At 65.5% G+C, this 17221-nt stretch carries 21 protein-coding genes; all 21 read left to right on the top strand.

Going from position 1 to position 17221, the window contains the following annotated elements; all coding sequences use genetic code 11:
• Nucleotides 1-25 precede the first annotated feature (25 nt).
• A complete protein-coding gene (locus ACS5PJ_RS14410; RefSeq protein ID WP_439435550.1) occupies nt 26-316 on the top strand; it encodes a hypothetical protein in 291 nt (96 codons plus the stop codon).
• Nucleotides 316-1110: a head-tail connector protein gene (locus ACS5PJ_RS14415; protein ID WP_439435551.1), complete on the top strand. Its 795-nt coding sequence runs from the start codon at nt 316-318 to the stop codon at nt 1108-1110. The genes ACS5PJ_RS14410 and ACS5PJ_RS14415 overlap by 1 nt, the downstream gene beginning before the upstream one ends.
• A complete protein-coding gene (locus ACS5PJ_RS14420; protein ID WP_439435552.1) occupies nt 1110-1574 on the top strand; it encodes a hypothetical protein in 465 nt (154 codons plus the stop codon). Before ACS5PJ_RS14415 ends, ACS5PJ_RS14420 begins: the two co-directional genes overlap by 1 nt.
• 8 nt (nt 1575-1582) lie before the next feature.
• Nucleotides 1583-1858 carry a hypothetical protein gene (locus ACS5PJ_RS14425; RefSeq protein ID WP_439435553.1) on the top strand — a complete coding sequence of 92 codons (276 nt, stop codon included), beginning with the start codon at nt 1583-1585 and terminating at the stop codon, nt 1856-1858.
• Entirely contained in the window at nt 1855-2886 is a 1032-nt protein-coding gene (locus tag ACS5PJ_RS14430) for a phage tail tube protein (protein ID WP_439435554.1), read from the top strand. Before ACS5PJ_RS14425 ends, ACS5PJ_RS14430 begins: the two co-directional genes overlap by 4 nt.
• On the top strand, nt 2886-3479 hold the full coding sequence (locus ACS5PJ_RS14435; protein ID WP_439435555.1) for a hypothetical protein: 594 nt from the start codon (nt 2886-2888) through the stop codon (nt 3477-3479). Before ACS5PJ_RS14430 ends, ACS5PJ_RS14435 begins: the two co-directional genes overlap by 1 nt.
• A gap of 4 nt (nt 3480-3483) precedes the next feature.
• Nucleotides 3484-3900 carry a hypothetical protein gene (locus ACS5PJ_RS14440; RefSeq protein ID WP_439435556.1) on the top strand — a complete coding sequence of 139 codons (417 nt, stop codon included), beginning with the start codon at nt 3484-3486 and terminating at the stop codon, nt 3898-3900.
• A gap of 188 nt (nt 3901-4088) precedes the next feature.
• Nucleotides 4089-6638, top strand: a complete 2550-nt coding sequence (locus tag ACS5PJ_RS14445; RefSeq protein ID WP_439435557.1) for a phage tail tape measure protein — start codon at nt 4089-4091, stop codon at nt 6636-6638.
• Nucleotide 6639: 1 nt separating this feature from the next.
• The gene (locus tag ACS5PJ_RS14450; protein ID WP_439435558.1) at nt 6640-7503 is read left to right on the top strand and encodes a phage tail family protein; all 864 of its coding nucleotides are present in this window, start codon (nt 6640-6642) and stop codon (nt 7501-7503) included.
• The gene (locus ACS5PJ_RS14455; RefSeq protein ID WP_439435559.1) at nt 7494-8642 is read left to right on the top strand and encodes a hypothetical protein; all 1149 of its coding nucleotides are present in this window, start codon (nt 7494-7496) and stop codon (nt 8640-8642) included. The genes ACS5PJ_RS14450 and ACS5PJ_RS14455 overlap by 10 nt, the downstream gene beginning before the upstream one ends.
• Nucleotides 8642-9565 carry a tail fiber domain-containing protein gene (locus ACS5PJ_RS14460; RefSeq protein WP_439435560.1) on the top strand — a complete coding sequence of 308 codons (924 nt, stop codon included), beginning with the start codon at nt 8642-8644 and terminating at the stop codon, nt 9563-9565. The genes ACS5PJ_RS14455 and ACS5PJ_RS14460 overlap by 1 nt, the downstream gene beginning before the upstream one ends.
• Entirely contained in the window at nt 9562-10602 is a 1041-nt protein-coding gene (locus ACS5PJ_RS14465) for a hypothetical protein (protein ID WP_439435561.1), read from the top strand. Before ACS5PJ_RS14460 ends, ACS5PJ_RS14465 begins: the two co-directional genes overlap by 4 nt.
• 12 nt (nt 10603-10614) lie before the next feature.
• Nucleotides 10615-10971, top strand: coding sequence for a hypothetical protein (locus ACS5PJ_RS14470; RefSeq protein WP_439435562.1), 357 nt, complete (start codon nt 10615-10617; stop codon nt 10969-10971).
• On the top strand, nt 10968-11786 hold the full coding sequence (locus ACS5PJ_RS14475; protein WP_439435563.1) for a hypothetical protein: 819 nt from the start codon (nt 10968-10970) through the stop codon (nt 11784-11786). Before ACS5PJ_RS14470 ends, ACS5PJ_RS14475 begins: the two co-directional genes overlap by 4 nt.
• A complete protein-coding gene (locus tag ACS5PJ_RS14480; RefSeq protein ID WP_439435564.1) occupies nt 11783-11920 on the top strand; it encodes a hypothetical protein in 138 nt (45 codons plus the stop codon). Before ACS5PJ_RS14475 ends, ACS5PJ_RS14480 begins: the two co-directional genes overlap by 4 nt.
• 9 nt (nt 11921-11929) lie before the next feature.
• Complete coding sequence (locus tag ACS5PJ_RS14485; protein ID WP_439435565.1) at nt 11930-12235, top strand: hypothetical protein; 306 nt, start codon at nt 11930-11932, stop codon at nt 12233-12235.
• 57 nt (nt 12236-12292) lie between these two features.
• A complete protein-coding gene (locus ACS5PJ_RS14490; RefSeq protein ID WP_439435566.1) occupies nt 12293-13063 on the top strand; it encodes a hypothetical protein in 771 nt (256 codons plus the stop codon).
• Nucleotide 13064: 1 nt separating this feature from the next.
• Complete coding sequence (locus ACS5PJ_RS14495; RefSeq protein WP_439435567.1) at nt 13065-14339, top strand: fibronectin type III domain-containing protein; 1275 nt, start codon at nt 13065-13067, stop codon at nt 14337-14339.
• Nucleotides 14339-15604 carry an SGNH/GDSL hydrolase family protein gene (locus tag ACS5PJ_RS14500; protein ID WP_439435568.1) on the top strand — a complete coding sequence of 422 codons (1266 nt, stop codon included), beginning with the start codon at nt 14339-14341 and terminating at the stop codon, nt 15602-15604. Before ACS5PJ_RS14495 ends, ACS5PJ_RS14500 begins: the two co-directional genes overlap by 1 nt.
• Before the next feature lie 51 nt (nt 15605-15655).
• Entirely contained in the window at nt 15656-15790 is a 135-nt protein-coding gene (locus tag ACS5PJ_RS14505; RefSeq protein ID WP_439435569.1) for a hypothetical protein, read from the top strand.
• Nucleotides 15791-16271: 481 nt separating this feature from the next.
• The gene (locus ACS5PJ_RS14510; RefSeq protein WP_439435570.1) at nt 16272-17192 is read left to right on the top strand and encodes a tyrosine-type recombinase/integrase; all 921 of its coding nucleotides are present in this window, start codon (nt 16272-16274) and stop codon (nt 17190-17192) included.
• The last annotated feature ends 29 nt before the right edge of the window (nt 17193-17221 follow it).

A 17221-nucleotide genomic window follows, 5' to 3' on the forward strand; every position in this document is an offset into this window, starting at 1 on the left:
CACACCACCCTCAAGGAGTACGGCCATGTCCACAATCGACCCGGACGTCAAGCAGAACTACCAGGACCTTCACGAATCCACGGGGGAGTCCTACGAATCCATCGCCCGCCGCGTCAACGCCCACGGCGACCCGGAGCTGGCTTCCTGGCTCCGTTCGCAGGCCGCGGGCGAACCTGCCCATCAGGATGATCAGGAGACGCGCACCACTCCCCCGCAGGGCCGCCGCCCGGCCAAGCAGGAAACGGCCGCCGCAGCAGACGCTGAATCGTCGGCCACCGCCGACGCCAAGGCCAAGGAAGCCGCGGCTAAGAAGTAATGGGATCTCTTGATCTCGGCGCGCTGGCTACGGTGAGGTGGCCCACCGCGCCGGATACCGGAGCCTACGCGCTCGCGGTCAAGCGGCCGGACGGCACCACCCTGACCCCGGCACCCGCGGTGACCGGATTCAAGGAGACCGTGCAGGCGAAGTTCACCCCGTCGATGGCTGGCAGGTACCTGCTGTCCTGGACGGCGGGCGGTGCCGGCGCCCACACCGACGTGCTGGACGTGTGGCCCGCAGACCCGCAGTTCCTCATCTCGGTGGATGAAGTGCTTGCGGGTCTGCGACTGCCCGCTAACGCTGACCCGGCCAAGGCGCAGGACCTGCGCCTGTACGTGGCCGCAGCAACTCCCGTGATCGAAGACATCACCGGGCCCATGCTCGCCACCACGAAGACGTTCACGACCTGGGGCGGCGGCTCGGCCGTGGTCCTCCCGCATCTACCGAACCAGATCCTTGGCATCACGGCAGACGGCGCCCCAGTGACGAGCTATGTTCCCGAACTGGCCGCCGGCATCATCTATGCCGGAAGCCGGACGGCAGCGTCTTCCTTTCCCGGCGGGGAACTGGTCATCACCTACCGGGTCGGCGCCGCGGAGATTCCGCCGAACATCAGGCTGGCCGCGCGTGAGCTGGTCCGCTTCTGGTGGCAGGGCGGCATGCAGGGCTCGGGGGGCAACGCCCGCGGCTCAGCGTCGGACGGCGATGCCTTCACCCCGTCCGGCTACGCGGTCCCCCGCAGGGTCATCGAGCTGTGCGCAGCCCATGAGCAGGCCGGAGGGTTCGCCTGATGGATCTCACCCAGGCGACACTCGGCCTCGCTTTCAAGAAGGCCTTCTACCAGGCGGTCAAGACGCTGATGGCGGAGGGCTACGAAACCGAACACGTATATGTGGTCTTCGGCCCGCCCGCGACTTACAACCCGGAAGACATCGTGTCCTTCGGGCGCGTGTCCTCAGGGCAGGCAGCGGCCACGATGAGCACCAACCGCAGCCGCGAGGAAACACTCACCATCGAGGTGACCATCTCCTGCGCATTGGGCGGCGACGAAGACGCGGCACTCGCCACGTCTGAGCGCAGCACTGAGCTGCTCCGGCGGATCGAACGCCACGTCCGGATGGACGACACCACCCTCGGCGGCACCGTCAGGGAATGCGTGTTGACGTCCTATGAATCCGAAACGGAACTGACCGACGAAGGCATGGCTACGGACATCGCCGCCACATTCACCGCCAAAGCACGGATTACGGCCTAGGAGACCCCATGCCAAGAATCAAGAACGTATCCCCGCTCGGTGCACTCGACGTGCCACTGCTCCGCAGAGTCGTTGAAGCCGACGAGATCATCGACGTCACCGAGGATCAGGCCCGAGTCCTGCTCCTGCAGCCAGACAATTACCAGCCCACGGACAAGGCAGCCAAAACGCTGGCTGCCGATCTGACGGCCCAGCATGACGACGCCGGGGCAGAGAGCCGCGATGGCGACAACGAGGACGCAGGCACCCCAGCCGGCGGCGAAGGAGAGGGTGAAGACCAGTGACGACCCAGCTTGATTGCTCCGTGGGCCTGAAGAAGGAAACCACATACGGCACGGCGGTGACCGTGGACCGTTTCCCCGAGTTCATCGACGAGTCCTTCGCCTGGAACCCGACGTTCGTCCAGGGCACCGGGATGCGCGTCGGGTCCCGCCTCGCCCGCTCTGCCCGCCGCGTCCTCGCCAAGCAGTCCGCCGGCGGCGACATCAACGTCGAGCTCCTCAGTAAGGGCCTCGGCGTCCTGCTCGAAGCCCTGTTCGGCACCGGCGTTTCCACCGCGGTGCCCGGTCAGACAGGCGTCTTCCAGCAGCTCTACACTCCCACTACCACGGACCCGCTGAACTCCTACACGATCCAGAAGGGAATCCCCACCCTGGGCGGCGGCGCAGCCACGGCCATGACATTCCTCGGCGCGGTCTGCACCTCGGGTGAGTTCTCCGCTTCGAACGCTGACATCGTCAAGCTGAAGACCAGCTGGGACGCGAAGGAAGTCAAGACCGACGTCGCCTATGCAGCCCCGTCCTACGTTGTCGGCGGAGAGCTGTTCCACTTCGCCCAGGGCGCTATCACCGTCGGCGGGTCACAGACTCCGCCGACTGCGACGGCGCTCGCCACCGGCGGAACCGTGGCGGCCACGATCGAGGACTTCTCGGTCACCTTCGATAACAAGATCGATGACGGCGGCTTCACCTTCGGCGGCAAAGGCAAACGGCGCCGCAAGCCTGTCGTGGGCCTGGCTGATGCGAAGGGCAAGGTCACTGCCGAGTACAGCGACACGGTCCTGCGGGATGCCTACCTGAATCAGACGCCACTCGGCCTCACCCTGACGTTCCTGTCCGACGCGGTAATCGGGACCTCGGCGAACTTCGCGCTGCAGTTCCACTTCCCGGACATCCGCCTCGAGGGGGAACTGCCCAAGTCCAACGCGGGCGCACCGGTCAAGCAGTCCATCGACTTCACTGTCCTGGACGGTCTGGCCGCCGGTGTCTCGCCGGTCTACGTCGCACTGGTCACGACCGACGCCACGATCTAGTGGCACGCGCTGCGCATCAGCGCGGCGGCGGGCCTGATCTTCCGGAGATCACCATCACTTCCCCGAACATCCGGGAAGCGCTGGCGAGAGCGAAGGAGATCGGGCCCGCTGTCCAGCGGAACCTGCGACGGAACCTGCGTGGTGTGGGCGACGAGATCATCAAAGATCAGCGCGCCATCCTGGACGGCGCCAAACCGGGCAACGCACGCAAGGCCGGGATGAGGGTGAAGAAAGTCAAGCGCGGCGGCAGCGGCAAGGCCTACCTGCGGGCGGTCAACGTCTACAAAGCAGAGGCCGCCGGCCGGTCCCGCAGCACCGGCATGCGGCAGCGGGTCAAGGCCTCGCTGAAGACCCGCGTCGTGGCGGGCGCGACCAGGTCAGGGATCAGCGTCCGCGCCGACAAGTCCGTCGGCGGGGTCATGGTCAAGGGCTGGAACAAGAAAGTCATCCGCCACCCGGTGTTCGGGAACAAGGAAACATTCGTCACGCAGTTCGGCCAGCCCTACTGGTGGGAGCCGATCAAGCGCGGACGCATCGACGCGAAAGAGAAAGCCCTCCGGGCGATCGAGGACGCACTCAACGGAAAAGGGTAAAAGCGTGAAGCTCATTGTTGGAGATCAGAAGTACCCGCTGCAGGAAGCGATCCAGGGCGCGACGCTCCGGAACCTGTACACCCTGAAGCTGCAGACCAAAGGCGACGGCCAGCCCGGCATCGGCATCAAGTCGCTGCGGGACGCGTTCCAGCGGATGCAGGACAACGCCCCGAAGGACGGTACCCCGGCTGACCCTCTGGACTTCCTCGAAGACGCAGAGAACCTGCTCGCGCTCCAGGCCATGGTCTGGCTGTGCAAGCGCCACGCCGGCGAGTCCGTGACCGTAGCCGAAGCGAACGACTTTCCCCTCTCCCGGATAGGTTTCGAGGCCGACGAGTCGGAGGCCGCTGAAGCGGACCCTACGGTAGCCCGGACGGATACCGTTCCGGGCGAAGAGCCAGCAGCTCCACCAAGCAGCTAGAAGACGCTGACGACATCGAGGCGTCCATCTACCGGTGGATCACCACGATCTCGCACGTGTGGCCCGGTATCACCCCGCTGAACGTCTGGGACCTGCCCTACCTGATGTGGCTCAACTTCGTTGCGAACGCGGCCGCCTGGGAAGAACAGCAGGACAAGAACCGGCAACGATAAGGAAGGCGGTCCCTGGTGGCAACCCAGCAGCTGCTGTTCGACATTCTGGCCACGTCCAAGGGCGTCGATAAGACCTTCCAGGAAGTCGCTGACTCGGCTGACTCGATGGTCGGGAAGCTCGGCGCGGCCGGGTCCAAGGCCACCGCGGCGCTGTTCTCCCCGATGACGGCGGCGGCGGCAGGCGGTGTCGCAGGTGCTGCGCTGATGTCCGGTCTGACGACGGCCATCAACATGGATTCGGTCACTTCGACCATGACGGCCGGGCTGAACCTCACCGGCCCGGCCGCCGCAGCGGCAGGGCAGGTCGCAGGGAAGCTGTACGCGGACGGCTACGGTGAATCCTTCGAGGGCGTATCGGCCGCTGTCGGCGCTACCCTGTCCTCCATCAAGGGGCTCTCAGGCCAGTCCCAGGCGGACATCGAGTCCGTGACCGGCAAGGTCATGGACCTGTCCGCAGCCTTCGACCTTGACGTCGCCAGGGCGGCGCAGGTGGCCGGCCAGATGATCAACACCGGCCTGGCAAAAGACGGCGTCGAAGCAGCCGACCTGCTGGCCGCCACTCTCTCGAAGGTCCCGGTCAACCTCCGCGAGGACGTCATGGACGCCATCGACGAATACGGGCCGATGTTCGCCAACCTCGGCATGTCCGGCGGCGAAGCCATGACCCTGCTCGCCGACGCCTCCGCGAAGGGCATGTACGGGATCGACAAGACCGGCGACGCGCTCAAAGAGTTCACGATCCGCGCCACCGACATGTCCAAGGCAACCTCCGGCGCCTACGAGGCGCTGGGCATGGACCAGACCACCATGACGAACCAGCTGCTGGCCGGCGGCGACACCGCCCGCGGCGCGTTCGACAAGATCATCACGGGACTCGGCGACATCAAGGACCCGGCCCAGCAGTCACAGGCCGCGCTCGCGCTCTTCGGAACCCCCATCGAGGATCTGGGCACCGCCGAGATCCCCAAGTTCATCGACTCGCTGCTCAACTCCCAGGAAGCCCTCGGCACCGTAGAAGGCTCAGCGGCAACCCTCGGCGAGAAGCTCCACTCAGGACCGGGCGCCGCGTTCACTGAGCTGCAGCGCACAGCAGAGACCACCCTCGGCGCAATGGGAGCGCAACTGCTGCCGGTCCTGACACCCATCCTCGAAGGGATGAAGCAGTTCGCCCCCGTCATCGTCCCCGCCGTGATCGCTCTCGGCGCGCTCGCAGCCGTGATCGCCGTCGTGAACTTCCTGATGGCCACAAACCCGGCGGTCTGGATCACCGTCGGGATCGTGGCGCTGATCGCCGCGATCGTCGCCCTGGTCATGAACTGGGACACCGTCGTAGCGTTCCTCACCCAGGCATGGGCCGGATTCGTCGGCTGGTTCCAGGGCATCATGGGCGGGTTCGTGAACTGGTGGAACGAAGTCTGGGGCGGCCTGGGGAACTGGGTCACCGAGGTCTGGAACGGACTCCTGGGCTTCCTCAGCGGGATCTGGAATGCCATCGCCGCGGCCGTCATGGTCGGCGTGCACGCCGTGATGGACCCCATCATCGCCGGGGTAACCAACGTCTGGAACTTCATCACCTCGGTCTTCACCGCCATCGGTAACTTCATCGGCGGCGTGTGGAACTGGATCACTTCCCTGGTAGGGAACATCATTGCCGCGTTCGTGCAGACCCACGGCGATCAGATCGCTGCCATCTGGAACAACATCGTCGCGGTCTTCACGGCCATCGGCGGGTTCTTCGTCGGGATCTGGAACTGGTACGTCGGCATCATCACCGGCGCGCTGCAAGCCGTCTGGGGAGTCATCTCCGCAGTCTTCAACGCCGTCTGGGGATTCATCGCCGGAGTGTTCACAGCCATCGGCGGATTCATCGGCGGGGTCTGGAACAACATCGTAGCGATCATCTCAGGCGCGGTAGGCGCAGTCTGGGGAGCCATCTCCTCCGGGTTCTCCGCGGCGTGGAACTTCATCTCGGGGATCTTCGGTCAGGTAGGCGGGTTCCTCGGCGGTGTCTGGAACGGCATCGTCTCGGGTGTGTCCGGCATGATCGGTAACGTCCTCGGGGTCCTGGGCGGGCTTGGCTCCCAGATCATCGGGGCACTGTCCGGCGCCGGGAGCTGGCTGTTCGGCATCGGCAAGAACATCGTCGAAGGCCTGATGAGCGGTATCGGTTCGCTCGCCGGAAGCATCGGGAACTTCTTTCTGAACCTGATCCCCGGCTGGATCGTCGGCCCGTTCAAAACCGCACTGGGCATCGCATCCCCGTCGAAGGTCTTCGCCGGGTTCGGCGAGAACATCGGCGAGGGCGTGCTCGTCGGCGTCGGCCGTGTACAGGGCAGGATCGATGACCGCATGTCCAGCCTGGTCACCGTCCCGGACATCGGCACTGGCGGTCTGCTCGGAAGCGGCAGTACCGCTGGCGGTTCCCGCCCCGGCGGCGGGTCCACTATCGATGACCTGATCAGGGCCATCCGGGAACAGCGCCCGATCCAGGTCAACGGCGCCCCCGGGATGGACGAGGAACTACTCGCCCGGGCGACGGCCGAGCAGATCATGTGGAGAGGGTGACATGCCAAGAACACGCACGGTAACCGTGGACGGGCTGACCTTCAGTGAAGACGGCTGGACCAGCCCGGACGGGTACACCCTCTGGCTGGACGACCTCCCCGGGTGGAAGGACGGGCCCGGCGTCCGCAGGGAACGCGCCGCACGCATGAACGCACATGGCGAGTTCGGCGAACGAGGCTGGCGCGACGCCCGCCTCGTCACCATCCAGGGGGACGCTACCTGCCCCTCAGAGGAAGTAACAGCGCTCGCCGAGCAGCATCTCGCGGCGGTCCTCGCTGACGGGCTGGCGGGCGTTCTGGAAGTTACGGACACGGCGACGGTCCCCATGTCCTCCGGCACCTACCTTTTCAGCGAACCGAAAATCGAGTACAAGAACGACACCACCCTGACCTACCAGATCCAGTTCATCTGCCCCAAGCCCCGCAAGTACGGTGCCGCGGTCAACGCGGTGACCGGCGTGGCCACGGCCGGCGGCGGACTCGGGTACCCGCTCGGTGACCCGCTGGACTACGGCGCCGCCGGTACCCCCGGAACGGTCACCCTGGCCAACTCGGGGACAGCGGACACGGCCCCGGCGTTCACGGCCTCGGCCGTGACCACGGACATGCCGTTCGGTTTCACAATCACCCACGTTCAGTCGGGCAGCAGGCTGGTCTACTCCGACGCCGTGCTCCTCGGCCAGCAGATCCGGCTTGATGCCTCGGACGGGTCCGTGCTCCTCGAGGGATACGCCGACAGGTCAGCGAAACTCACCGTCCGCGAATGGACCAGGCTTGCCAAGAAGTCGGCAGGCACATGGCTCTTCGAAGCAACCGGTGCGCCCGGTGCGCAGCTGATCGTGGAAGTGAGGCCGGCATGGTGGTAGCCCCCGAGTTCCGCGTCTTCATCGGAAACATGGTCACCGGAAAAATCACCGCGGACCTGCCCGCTGCGTCGCAGTCATGGGGCATGCGACTCAACGGGGCCGGGTCCCTGGACCTGACGACCCGGGCACTGTCCGAGGATCTGCGGAACAAAGATCTGCGGAACGCAACAGCGACCAAGAAGAACTACCTCGCTGTCGCCTACGGAAACACCATCCTTGAAGCAGGGCCGATCTGGAAGCGGGACTACGACGCGCGGACCGGGGTCCTGAAGCTCGGCGCCGCGGGCCTTTGGTCATTCCTGGACAAGGTCAAGGCGCTGAACTGGGCCCAGATCACCGCAGGGACGGAAGTGACCCGGACATCCTTGGACCTGACAGGACTGTCCCGGGGCAGCATTGCCCGGGAAATCGTCAGGCTCTCGATCTTCGGCAACCCGAACAACCCGGGCCTTCCCATCGTTCTGCCTCCACTCGAAACCGGAACCCACGATCGGCACTACAAGGGCTACACGCTGCCCTGGGTAGGGGATCTGCTGCGGAAGCTCACCGCAGTGGACAACGGACCCGACATCGCGTTCCGTCCCCGGTACGACGGCGCTGACCCGACCCGCATCGAGTGGGTCATGACGCATGGTTCGGAAGCGGAGCCACTGCTGTACCAGGCCGGTGATGATTGGACCTGGGATGGCTCAACCGAAGAGTCCGGCGTCTCCGATATTGGAACCAAGGAGGACGGCTCCGGGATGGCTGATCGGGTATGGCAGCCCGGGGCCGGCTCCGAGCTCGCGATGAAGCTCGCCACCGCCCAGGACCTCGACCTCATCCGGTACGCCGGCTACCCGTGGACTGAGGCGGACGCCGCTTCCAAAGACGTCGAGGACGCCGCCATCCTCCAGAGCCACGCCGACGCCGCGATGGCCGCCGCCCGCCGCCCCGTTGAGACATGGGACATGACCGTCCGCGCCGACACCAGCCCGGTGCTGGGGAAATACTCCCCCGGGGACTTCGCCCACATCAACGTACCCAAAGGCAACCCCATGATCGAGGCCGGAAACCGTCGCGTCCGGATCATGGCCATCGACGGGGATAACACCCAAACCGTGAAGCTCACGCCCGCGCCCATGCCCTCAGGAGTGTAATGACCATCGACGCACCACGCTCCATCCCTGACCCGGACCCGCTCAAGCGGATGAGCGACAACACCAAAGACGACCAACGGCGAACAGAGGAGATGGAACGCGGCACACCCCAGCGTTCCATGTCGATCTCCGACGCCACCGGCCGCGGCATCCGCGCCGACGAAACAGGGTTCCGGACAGTGGACGCCGCCGGCAACACCATCGGCGACTTCCAGACCAGCGACGGAACCTTCGTCGTCAAAGACGTCACCACCGGCAACCCCCGGGCCCGCTTCGGCGCGCTGCTCTCGGACCCCGGCAACTTCGGCGGCGAAATCTGGGACACCGTCAACAGCGTCTGGGTCAAGCTCGTCACCGGCGCCTCCGCCTCATGGGCCTCCATCACCGGCAAACCGGCAACCTTCGCACCCTCAGCGCACACCCACGCAGGGTCCGACGTCACCAGCCCCGTGGCGCTCGCCGACGGCTCGGCGTATGCGTTCAACAACAACGTTGCCGGAACGACGTTCTACGCCGTCTGGGTGGGCAACGACGGCGGCAACCACTTGGGCAAGAACACATCCTCGATGCGGTACAAGCAGAACGTCAGGCCCTACGCCGTTGACCCCGCGAAGGTCCTCCAGTTGGAACCGAAGATCTTCGACCGGAAGCCCGTCCGGATCCCCACGGCCGAGGGTCAGGCAGGCCCGGACCAGATGGTCCCCGGGGCAACTGACGAGTACGGGCTGATCGCTGAGGAAGTACACCAGCTCGTGCCCGAGATCGTGGTCTGGTACGACGGCCAGATCGATGGCATCCGGTATGACCTGCTGGCACTGGCCCTGCTCGATGTGGCCAAGGCCCAGGACCGGCAACTCAAATCACAAGACGAACGGCTGACTGCCCTTGAGGCCGCGGTCATTGCTATGGGAGGAACACTATGACCGTCAACCGAGGACCAGGCGTTGCGCCCATAGCCGGCGTTGGCACCACCACCCTGGAGCACCGGCTCCAGCTGGCTGGCCTGTACGCGGAGAATGCCCCCGGAGTGCCCCGCTCGGGCGTGCTGGGGCAGGCGACAGACTTACTCGTCATGGGCCGGGCGGACATGTCCTACGACGTCGGCCCGGCCCCCTTGGTCATCAGCCGGACCGCGGGGGAAGGCGTCTACACGCCGACCCTGACCGGGACAACGAACGTAGCAACGGACGCTGCGCCTGCCACGAACTCACGCTGGGACCTGATCTACGTCAAGCAAAACGACCAGGCGAAAGGCGACGCCGACAACGCCGCCGTTATCGGCGTGGTGAAGGGCACCGCGGCCGCGTCCCCGACGAAGCCCACAGGCTCCCTTCCGGCCGGCGCATACGTGCTGGCTGAGGCGCGCATCTTCGCCGGCACGACCGGAACATCCGGCGGGTCCAACACCATCACCCATGCGTGGCGGCACACAGCGTCCCGCGGGGCCCCGATCATCATCCGCAACCCCACGGAGCGGGCCGAGATCACGGCACCGGTTCAGGGGCAGCTGATCGACCGGCGCGACACCGGTCTCTCGGAACGCTGGAACGGTACACGGTGGGCGCAAGCCACCCTCACCCGGCTCGGCGAAGCATCACACGTTCCACCAACCCCGAAGACCACACTGGCAGCCAGCGGGTCATGGACTGACATCGCTACGGTGACGGCCTCCTCACTGGGCGGGCAGGTCACCGTCGGGTACAAGGTCACTCTTGCCAATGCCAACTCCGGCGCGGACATGGACGCGGCAGTCAGAGTCATCTGCGACGGCGGCGAGATCGACGGGTGGACGATCCCCTGCAACTACGTGGCGGGCAAAGTCGTACCAGTCACCCCGTCACTGGACGTATTCCACACTCCGACCGCAGGGCTGCATACCTGGAAGATTCAGGGCAACGCGGGCGTGGCCTCGTCCATCCAGATCTTCCGCGGCTCCATCACCGTGACCGAGAAGCCGTAGGCGGGGAGCCAGATGCCGCAGTGGATCAGCGACGTCATCTCCGTGTCCCCCATCATGGGCGCCCTCGCCCTCGCATGCTTTGTCGTCTGGAAGGTAGGCCCCGTATTCCGCAAATGGTCACGGTTCATCGACCGTGTCGTGGGAGTCCCCGCCGACCCGAAGACCGGGCAGAAGGAAGTGCCCGGCATCTTCGAACGGCTTGACCATCAGGATGAGGTGCTCGAAACCATCCGGCACGAAGTCGAATTCAACAACGGATCCTCCGTTAAGGACGCCGTCACCCGCGTTGAAAGCAAGCTCAACGAGCACCTCGCCGCCACCCCCGCACCGGTGACCACCATCAACGTCAACCCCGGAGGGACGCCATGACGTACAGCCAGGTGATCACGCCCAACCCGGACATTCCCTGCAAGCCGGGCTGGTGCCTCGCCTACGTCAACGAGGCGTTCGGCGTCCGCAAGGTCTACGGCTCCGCGACAGCTGCATGGAACGGATCGAGCACGAAGCACCGAGACTACGACTTCCCGGCCGGCTACTGGGTGCCTGTCTGGTTCCATCTGGCCAACGAGCCAAACGGGCATGTCGCCCTCCTCGCCCCGGACGGTTCCGTGTACTCCACATCGGACGACTCCACCACCCCGCACCACCATCCCGACCTCGCCGACCTCATCGCCTACTACTGGCGAAACCCGCTCACCTACCTCGGCTGGACTGAGGACGTAGAGGGAACACCCGTCATCGCCACCGGCGCGGGCACGATCTCCTACGCGTCCGACTCCATCACCCCCACCACCTCCACAGAGGAGCTCGACATGTCAGCAGAAGAAAACATTCTCGCGAGGATCACGGAGACGGTGGGCTGGCAGAACGCGCAGTTCCAGGACATCCGCGACACCGCTGAACGGAACCGCAACGCGCTCGCCGCATTCGTCCGCGACGTCGTGGCCGAGCGGGGGGAAATCACCGCCGCGGAAATCGACGCCAAGTTCGCCGCACTGACATCCGCGCCCGCACCAGCCGGGACCCTGCTCTACAAGGGCAAGGACACCCCCGACGTGTACGTGTGGGACGCCTCCAGCGGCTTCCGCCACATCGGCATCGAAGAGTTCGTCGCGCTCACCGTCGCCGGCGCCAACCTCCGCGAACTCGACCAGGCCATCATCGACGCACTCCCGAAAGCATGACCGCCCCACGCGTGGCCCTGCTCGGCTTCACGGCCGGCGCTTCCCTCGCGTGCGGGTGGATGGCAGCTGTGGCTGTCCGGACCGCGTACACCATCACCGCCGGCCACCGCTGGTACCAGCTCAAGAAACTCTAGGAGAGTCGAATGCTCACTGCCCTGCTCCGCACCATCGTCCCAGCCCTCTGGGGATCTCTGATCGCCTGGCTGATCGGCGTCCTGCCGATCCTTGCGCCGCTCGAGACCGACCTGAAGGGTCTCGCAGACATCCTGCTGCCCATCATCACGGCCGTCATCATCGGCGCCTGGTACGCGTTCTGGCGGTGGCTGGAACCGCGCCTGCCAGACTGGCTCACCCGCGCCGTCCTCGGTTCAGCAAATACGCCAACTTATGAGGGCAAGCCTTCGACCGGCGCACTCGACAGAACGCCCGGCCCTGACCCTCGCGCCTAACACCACCCCCATCAGTAGGACAAGGCCCGGCCGCCGGGCAGAGTAGGAGCTTTCCCCATGGGCTTTCCCGCAGGCATGCTGCTGAACACGATCGCGTTCGGCATTCCGATGACGGCCACCGGCAAGGACGTGGTCACCACGGTGACGGTGAAGCCGACGGCGCGCGTGATCTGGGCAGCGACAGGCCAGCCGCTGCCGGAGTTCTCCGACAGCTTCACGGCCGAGGCCGGCCAGCTCGGGCAGTTCCAGGTGCCGGCCATTGACCAGCCGGGTTTCATCGATTCGACCGGCGCGGCAATAACGGACTGGGCGTACCAGATCACCGCGTCCTGGTCGTTCGGGAACGAACGCCCGATCACCTGGTCCAAGAACCTGAAACCCCTGATGGCACAGTCCGGGATCATCGATCTTGACCTGGTCCCGGACGGCCCGGTGTCCATCCCTGTCACGGCGCCGACGGCTGCGGTCCTGGGTTTCGGTGGCCGGACCGGGTTCGTCACGCTCCAGGAATCTGACCTCCCCTCGCGGCTCTCGGATGCGTCACTTTCTGCCACTTATGCCAGCTACGTGAGCCTCGCGAAGAACCCGGACACCCTCATTGCCGGGGCAGTGACGGTGGACGCGAACAACCTGGTCACATCCGCCGCCGTCGTGTGGCCTGACGGGAAGCCGGGGACCATGACGGTAACCGGCCGGGACGCGAATAACGCGGTCCTCGCCTACAACATCACCTACGGCTCGCCGGTCACCAAGACTTTCACGCAGCCGACCATTACCCGGAACGCCGCAGGCGCGGCAACCAACGTCCCTCAGATTGTGGTGAGCTAAATTGGGTATCCTCGATGTCCCCTTCAACCCGTCCAGCTTTGTCCCCAGGTGGAAGGCCAACACAGCGTACCTTGCGGGCTCGCTGGTGGTGGCCCCGACCGGCGAAACTGTTTCCGCGAAAGTGGGCTTCACTTCCGGCTCGACTTTCAGTGCGGCCAACTGGAATTTCCCGGCTACTGGAGGCGGCAGTGTCACGTTCACGACACTTACCAGCGCAGGGCAGGTCATCAGCCTCGCCTCAACGGGCGTCGTTGGCCTCGCGCTGGTGCAGGATGCTACCGGCTCCCGCACCGTCACCTGGCCTGCTGGTATCCGCTGGGCAGGCGGAACTGTCCCGACCCTCTCCACGGGCGGCGGCGCGACTGACCTGTTCACGTTCGTGGCTCTCACGGGCGGGGGTTGGCTCGGCAAGCAGGAGGGCAGCTTCGCCTCGCCCTCTGACATCACACCCCCGTCCGCCGTGACAGGGCTGGCAGCCGGAACTGTTTCGGCTACCAGCGTCCCGCTCTCGTGGACGGCAGCGACGGACAACATAGCGGTGACCGGCTACGAGTACAGCACGAACGGGACGACGTACACCAGTACTGGATCTACGGGCACCAGCTACACCGTCACGGGGCTGACCTCCGGGACCGCCTACACCCTGTCGGTCCGGGCGTTCGACGCCGCAGGGAACCGTGGCACCGCAGCGTCGGTGGCGGTCACCACCTCCGCGACCGGCTACACTGCCGGTCAGGTCATTACCTCGGACAGCTTCAACCGTGCCGACACGGCCAACATCAACGGCTCGGCAACCGACATCGCATCGGGCGGATCCGCGATCACATGGGTTGCTACCGGCGGCATTGGGATCACGACCAACCAGCTCGTGCCTGGCACGAACGGGACGGCGCAAACCGCGAAGCTCGTCCTGCCTGCTGCCACGGCGCGGCTCAAGGCGTCCGTCAACCTCGCGGCCTTGCCTGCTGGTGGAAACCTCGAAATCCAGTTCTTCTCCGGTGCGACTGTGAAAACTGTTCTCAGGATCGCCGCCGGCGCCGCAACCATGTACAAGGAAGGTTACGGCAACCTCGGAGCGTGGACGGCGGGCACGGGCCTGACGACGATCACGCTGGATGGGACGGCCATCTCGGCAACCGGCTTCGATAACGTCGCCGCCGCGAAGTCCCTCTCTGGCGTGGGCGCTGGCGGAAACATTGACAACGTCATCGTTTCCACGGCGGCCAGTGTTACGAGCTGGAAGCTTGATGACCTGATTGTGTCGGTGCCCGCATAATGACACTACTTCTGCTCACGGGCGGCGGGGTATCAGCCCCCGCCGCCCCGGCGCTCACGACGCTCCGGCAGTTCACAGACAGGACCGCCACCGCCTACGGCGTTTCCCCGCAGTTCAGTGCGGGCACCAGCTCGTACACGCACAAGTCCGTGCACGTAGCCAAAGCTGCCGCAAAGAACATTCAACTCGTCTACGGCAACAACTACAGCACCAGCTACACGGTGGCTGCCGCCATTGAGTGGCAGGGCTCCCTTTATCCGCTAACCTTTGGCGGTGCGTCACAGAAAACCCTCAGCAACGGGCAGTTCGCCATCAGTGACGCCCTGCCCATCACTGTGGCAGCGGGCGACTCTATGCCCGTCCGAACCTTTGTGACGGGCGCTGTCGGCGCATACGTCCCATGGGTCTCCAACGACAACCTGCAAACGGCACGCGGTGAGGGTGAGGTGACCAACGCGGACCTGACCCTCGCAGGGTCCGGAACAATCGCGGCCAATGGTTCGGCGTTCGGGCGCGGCCCCACCGGCATCCACGGGCTATCCCCCGCAAGTACCGTCTCAGTGCTTGTCTGCGGCGACTCCATCACTGAGGGCGGCAACGACACCACGGGCGGCATGCCTAAGGGTTTCGCCACGCGTGGACTCCGGGCGGCCGGCGTGCCGTACACCAACGCAGGTAAGTGGGCAGAGCAGGCGGGTGGGCTCTACTCTGGCGGGACGACAACCGCGCTGTTCAATGCCAGGTTCCACCCGCAAATGCTCGCCGCCGCAACGCATGTGCTATGCGAGCAGGGCAGGAACGACGTAGCCAACGTCAACACCGTCGCGTCACTCATGGCCATCTACCTCGGGCTGTGGGGTGCGCTCGGCTCGGGCGGGGCGAAGGTCTACCAGACCACCATCACGCCCGGCTCCGACAGCACGGACGGGTGGACGACACTAGTCGGGCAAACGGCGCGCACCGCCCAAACCCAGGAAGCGAAGCGCGTCAGCCTCAACGACTGGTTCCGAGATGGCGCACCAACCGTCGCGGGCGTAGGAGTCACTGCCGGGTCAACCGACCCGACGGCTAAGCGGGCAGGCGCCGCAGGGCACCCGCTCACCGGCTACATCGAAGTTGCGGACACCGTCGAATCCTCACGCAACTCCGGCAAGTGGGCAGTGGACGCCGGGGCGCTCACAGCGGACGGCACGCACCCGGAAACCATCGGCCACAACCGCATGCTCACACCCGTCCAGACGTGGGCCGCAGGGCTTACTGCCTAGGGATTCTTTCGACCGGAATAGTTCCCCATGGTGATGACATAGGTTTGGGGTATGAAGAAACTTGGTCTCCTGCTCGTGGCCGGCATGCTCCTTGTAGGGTGCGATAACCCTGCTCCCGCTGAGGCGCCAACCAGCACTGCGCCCGCGCCCCAGCCCACGCCTTCGATGCTGGCCCCGGTGAAGTGAGACCGGGAATCCAAAGGTAAGTCACCTGTCGGACATACGAAAAAGCCCGTCCTCTTCGGAGGGCGGGCTTTTTCTCGTTGCCCGAGGCGGCCCGCCTCCCGAATCGCCGTGGCAGTAGGTCTAGCGGCCGCATGCATGGTCGATGCGGTTGCCGGAGCGTTTGCACGTCTCGTCATATTCAAAATAGTTTCGTAATATGCTGGGCTTAGCACGACTGTCAAGAACGATAATGCAACCTAGCATTTTCCGCGACCGGCTCCGGCGAAGACCGTTTGCACGGGGATGCCGGGATGGTGCCGGTTTGGCGGTGGGGGTCTCGGCGCCGGAGATTCCGCCCCCCGGTCCGCGCCCATTCTGTCGGTGGCCGGCGATAGCCTGAAAGTGCATTGCCCGGAAAACGACGGCGGCCCCATCAGAGCGGGAACTCTGACAGGGCCTATGCCGCCAACCATTCACCTAATCAGAGCTACATGGAGACGACATGCAAAAGACTACGCTCATTGGCGTACCCAAGACACGAATCACCACCACTGCCGAACTCGCGGCGGCCGGCTACCTCGCCCGCTACCGCGGCAGCACCAGGGAGACGTACAAGGTCTCACTGAAGCTCCTGTTCAACTGGTGCGCAGGGATCGGCGCGGATCCGTTGGAGGGCATGCGCCGCCCGGTGCTGGAACTGTTCGCCCGGCACCTAGAGGAGGAGCGGCACAACTCCCCCGCCACCGTGGCCCATCACCTGTCCATCGTCCGCGGCTACTACAGCTTCGCCGAAATCGACGGCTACATCGAACGCTCCCCCGCTGCTCACATCCGCATGCCTCGCGTCTTCATTGACGAGTCACGCGCAATGGGCCTTGACCGGATGGAGCTCGGCGCCGTAATCCAATGCGCCAGGGCATCCTCGCCGTCGGACAACGCACTGATCGCACTCATGGGCATGTTGGGCTTGCGCGTCTCGGAAGCGTGCGCCGTACGCATTGAGGATTACCAGGACATCGAGCGCGGCCACCGCGTGCTGAGGCTGGTAGGAAAGGGTGGGAAGCCGGCCACTATCCCGCTGCCCGTCCCCGTCCTGCGGGCGCTCGATGCAGCAGCTGGTGAACGCGCCTCGGGGCCGCTGCTCCTCCGCAACAAGGGCGGGGGACCGGTCAACCGGAAGTCGGCGGCGCTCACCGTGCAGCGGCTGTGCAGGAAGGCCGGCATCAAGAAGAACGTCACCCCGCACGGACTCCGCCACAGCTTCGTCACCGCCGCCCTGGACGCAGGTGTGCCGCTGCGCGACGTGCAGATCGCCGCCCGCCACAGCGACCCCCGCATCACCGCGAGGTACGACCGCGCCAGGCACAACCACGACCGACACGCCTCGCACGTCGTGGCAGCATTTTTGGCGGGCGCGGCATAGAGATCCCACCTTTGCTACCTCTGGCTGGT

Origin of the sequence: Pseudarthrobacter cremeus (assembly GCF_051857465.1) — a bacterium.
In the GTDB taxonomy this organism is placed as follows: domain Bacteria; phylum Actinomycetota; class Actinomycetes; order Actinomycetales; family Micrococcaceae; genus Arthrobacter.

What these genes read in the sequence shown, in the direction of transcription:
- ACS5PJ_RS14505 (WP_439435569.1), top strand. Translation starts at nt 15,656, where the DNA reads ATGAAGAAACTTGGTCTCCTGCTCGTGGCCGGCATGCTCCTTGTAGGG.
- ACS5PJ_RS14470 (WP_439435562.1), top strand. Translation starts at nt 10,615, where the DNA reads ATGCCGCAGTGGATCAGCGACGTCATCTCCGTGTCCCCCATCATGGGC.
- ACS5PJ_RS14420 (WP_439435552.1), top strand. Translation starts at nt 1,110, where the DNA reads ATGGATCTCACCCAGGCGACACTCGGCCTCGCTTTCAAGAAGGCCTTC.
- ACS5PJ_RS14500 (WP_439435568.1), top strand. Translation starts at nt 14,339, where the DNA reads ATGACACTACTTCTGCTCACGGGCGGCGGGGTATCAGCCCCCGCCGCC.
- ACS5PJ_RS14425 (WP_439435553.1), top strand. Translation starts at nt 1,583, where the DNA reads ATGCCAAGAATCAAGAACGTATCCCCGCTCGGTGCACTCGACGTGCCA.
- ACS5PJ_RS14490 (WP_439435566.1), top strand. Translation starts at nt 12,293, where the DNA reads ATGGGCTTTCCCGCAGGCATGCTGCTGAACACGATCGCGTTCGGCATT.
- ACS5PJ_RS14480 (WP_439435564.1), top strand. Translation starts at nt 11,783, where the DNA reads ATGACCGCCCCACGCGTGGCCCTGCTCGGCTTCACGGCCGGCGCTTCC.
- ACS5PJ_RS14455 (WP_439435559.1), top strand. Translation starts at nt 7,494, where the DNA reads ATGGTGGTAGCCCCCGAGTTCCGCGTCTTCATCGGAAACATGGTCACC.
- ACS5PJ_RS14465 (WP_439435561.1), top strand. Translation starts at nt 9,562, where the DNA reads ATGACCGTCAACCGAGGACCAGGCGTTGCGCCCATAGCCGGCGTTGGC.
- ACS5PJ_RS14450 (WP_439435558.1), top strand. Translation starts at nt 6,640, where the DNA reads ATGCCAAGAACACGCACGGTAACCGTGGACGGGCTGACCTTCAGTGAA.
- ACS5PJ_RS14485 (WP_439435565.1), top strand. Translation starts at nt 11,930, where the DNA reads ATGCTCACTGCCCTGCTCCGCACCATCGTCCCAGCCCTCTGGGGATCT.
- ACS5PJ_RS14415 (WP_439435551.1), top strand. Translation starts at nt 316, where the DNA reads ATGGGATCTCTTGATCTCGGCGCGCTGGCTACGGTGAGGTGGCCCACC.
- ACS5PJ_RS14510 (WP_439435570.1), top strand. Translation starts at nt 16,272, where the DNA reads ATGCAAAAGACTACGCTCATTGGCGTACCCAAGACACGAATCACCACC.
- ACS5PJ_RS14410 (WP_439435550.1), top strand. Translation starts at nt 26, where the DNA reads ATGTCCACAATCGACCCGGACGTCAAGCAGAACTACCAGGACCTTCAC.
- ACS5PJ_RS14460 (WP_439435560.1), top strand. Translation starts at nt 8,642, where the DNA reads ATGACCATCGACGCACCACGCTCCATCCCTGACCCGGACCCGCTCAAG.
- ACS5PJ_RS14475 (WP_439435563.1), top strand. Translation starts at nt 10,968, where the DNA reads ATGACGTACAGCCAGGTGATCACGCCCAACCCGGACATTCCCTGCAAG.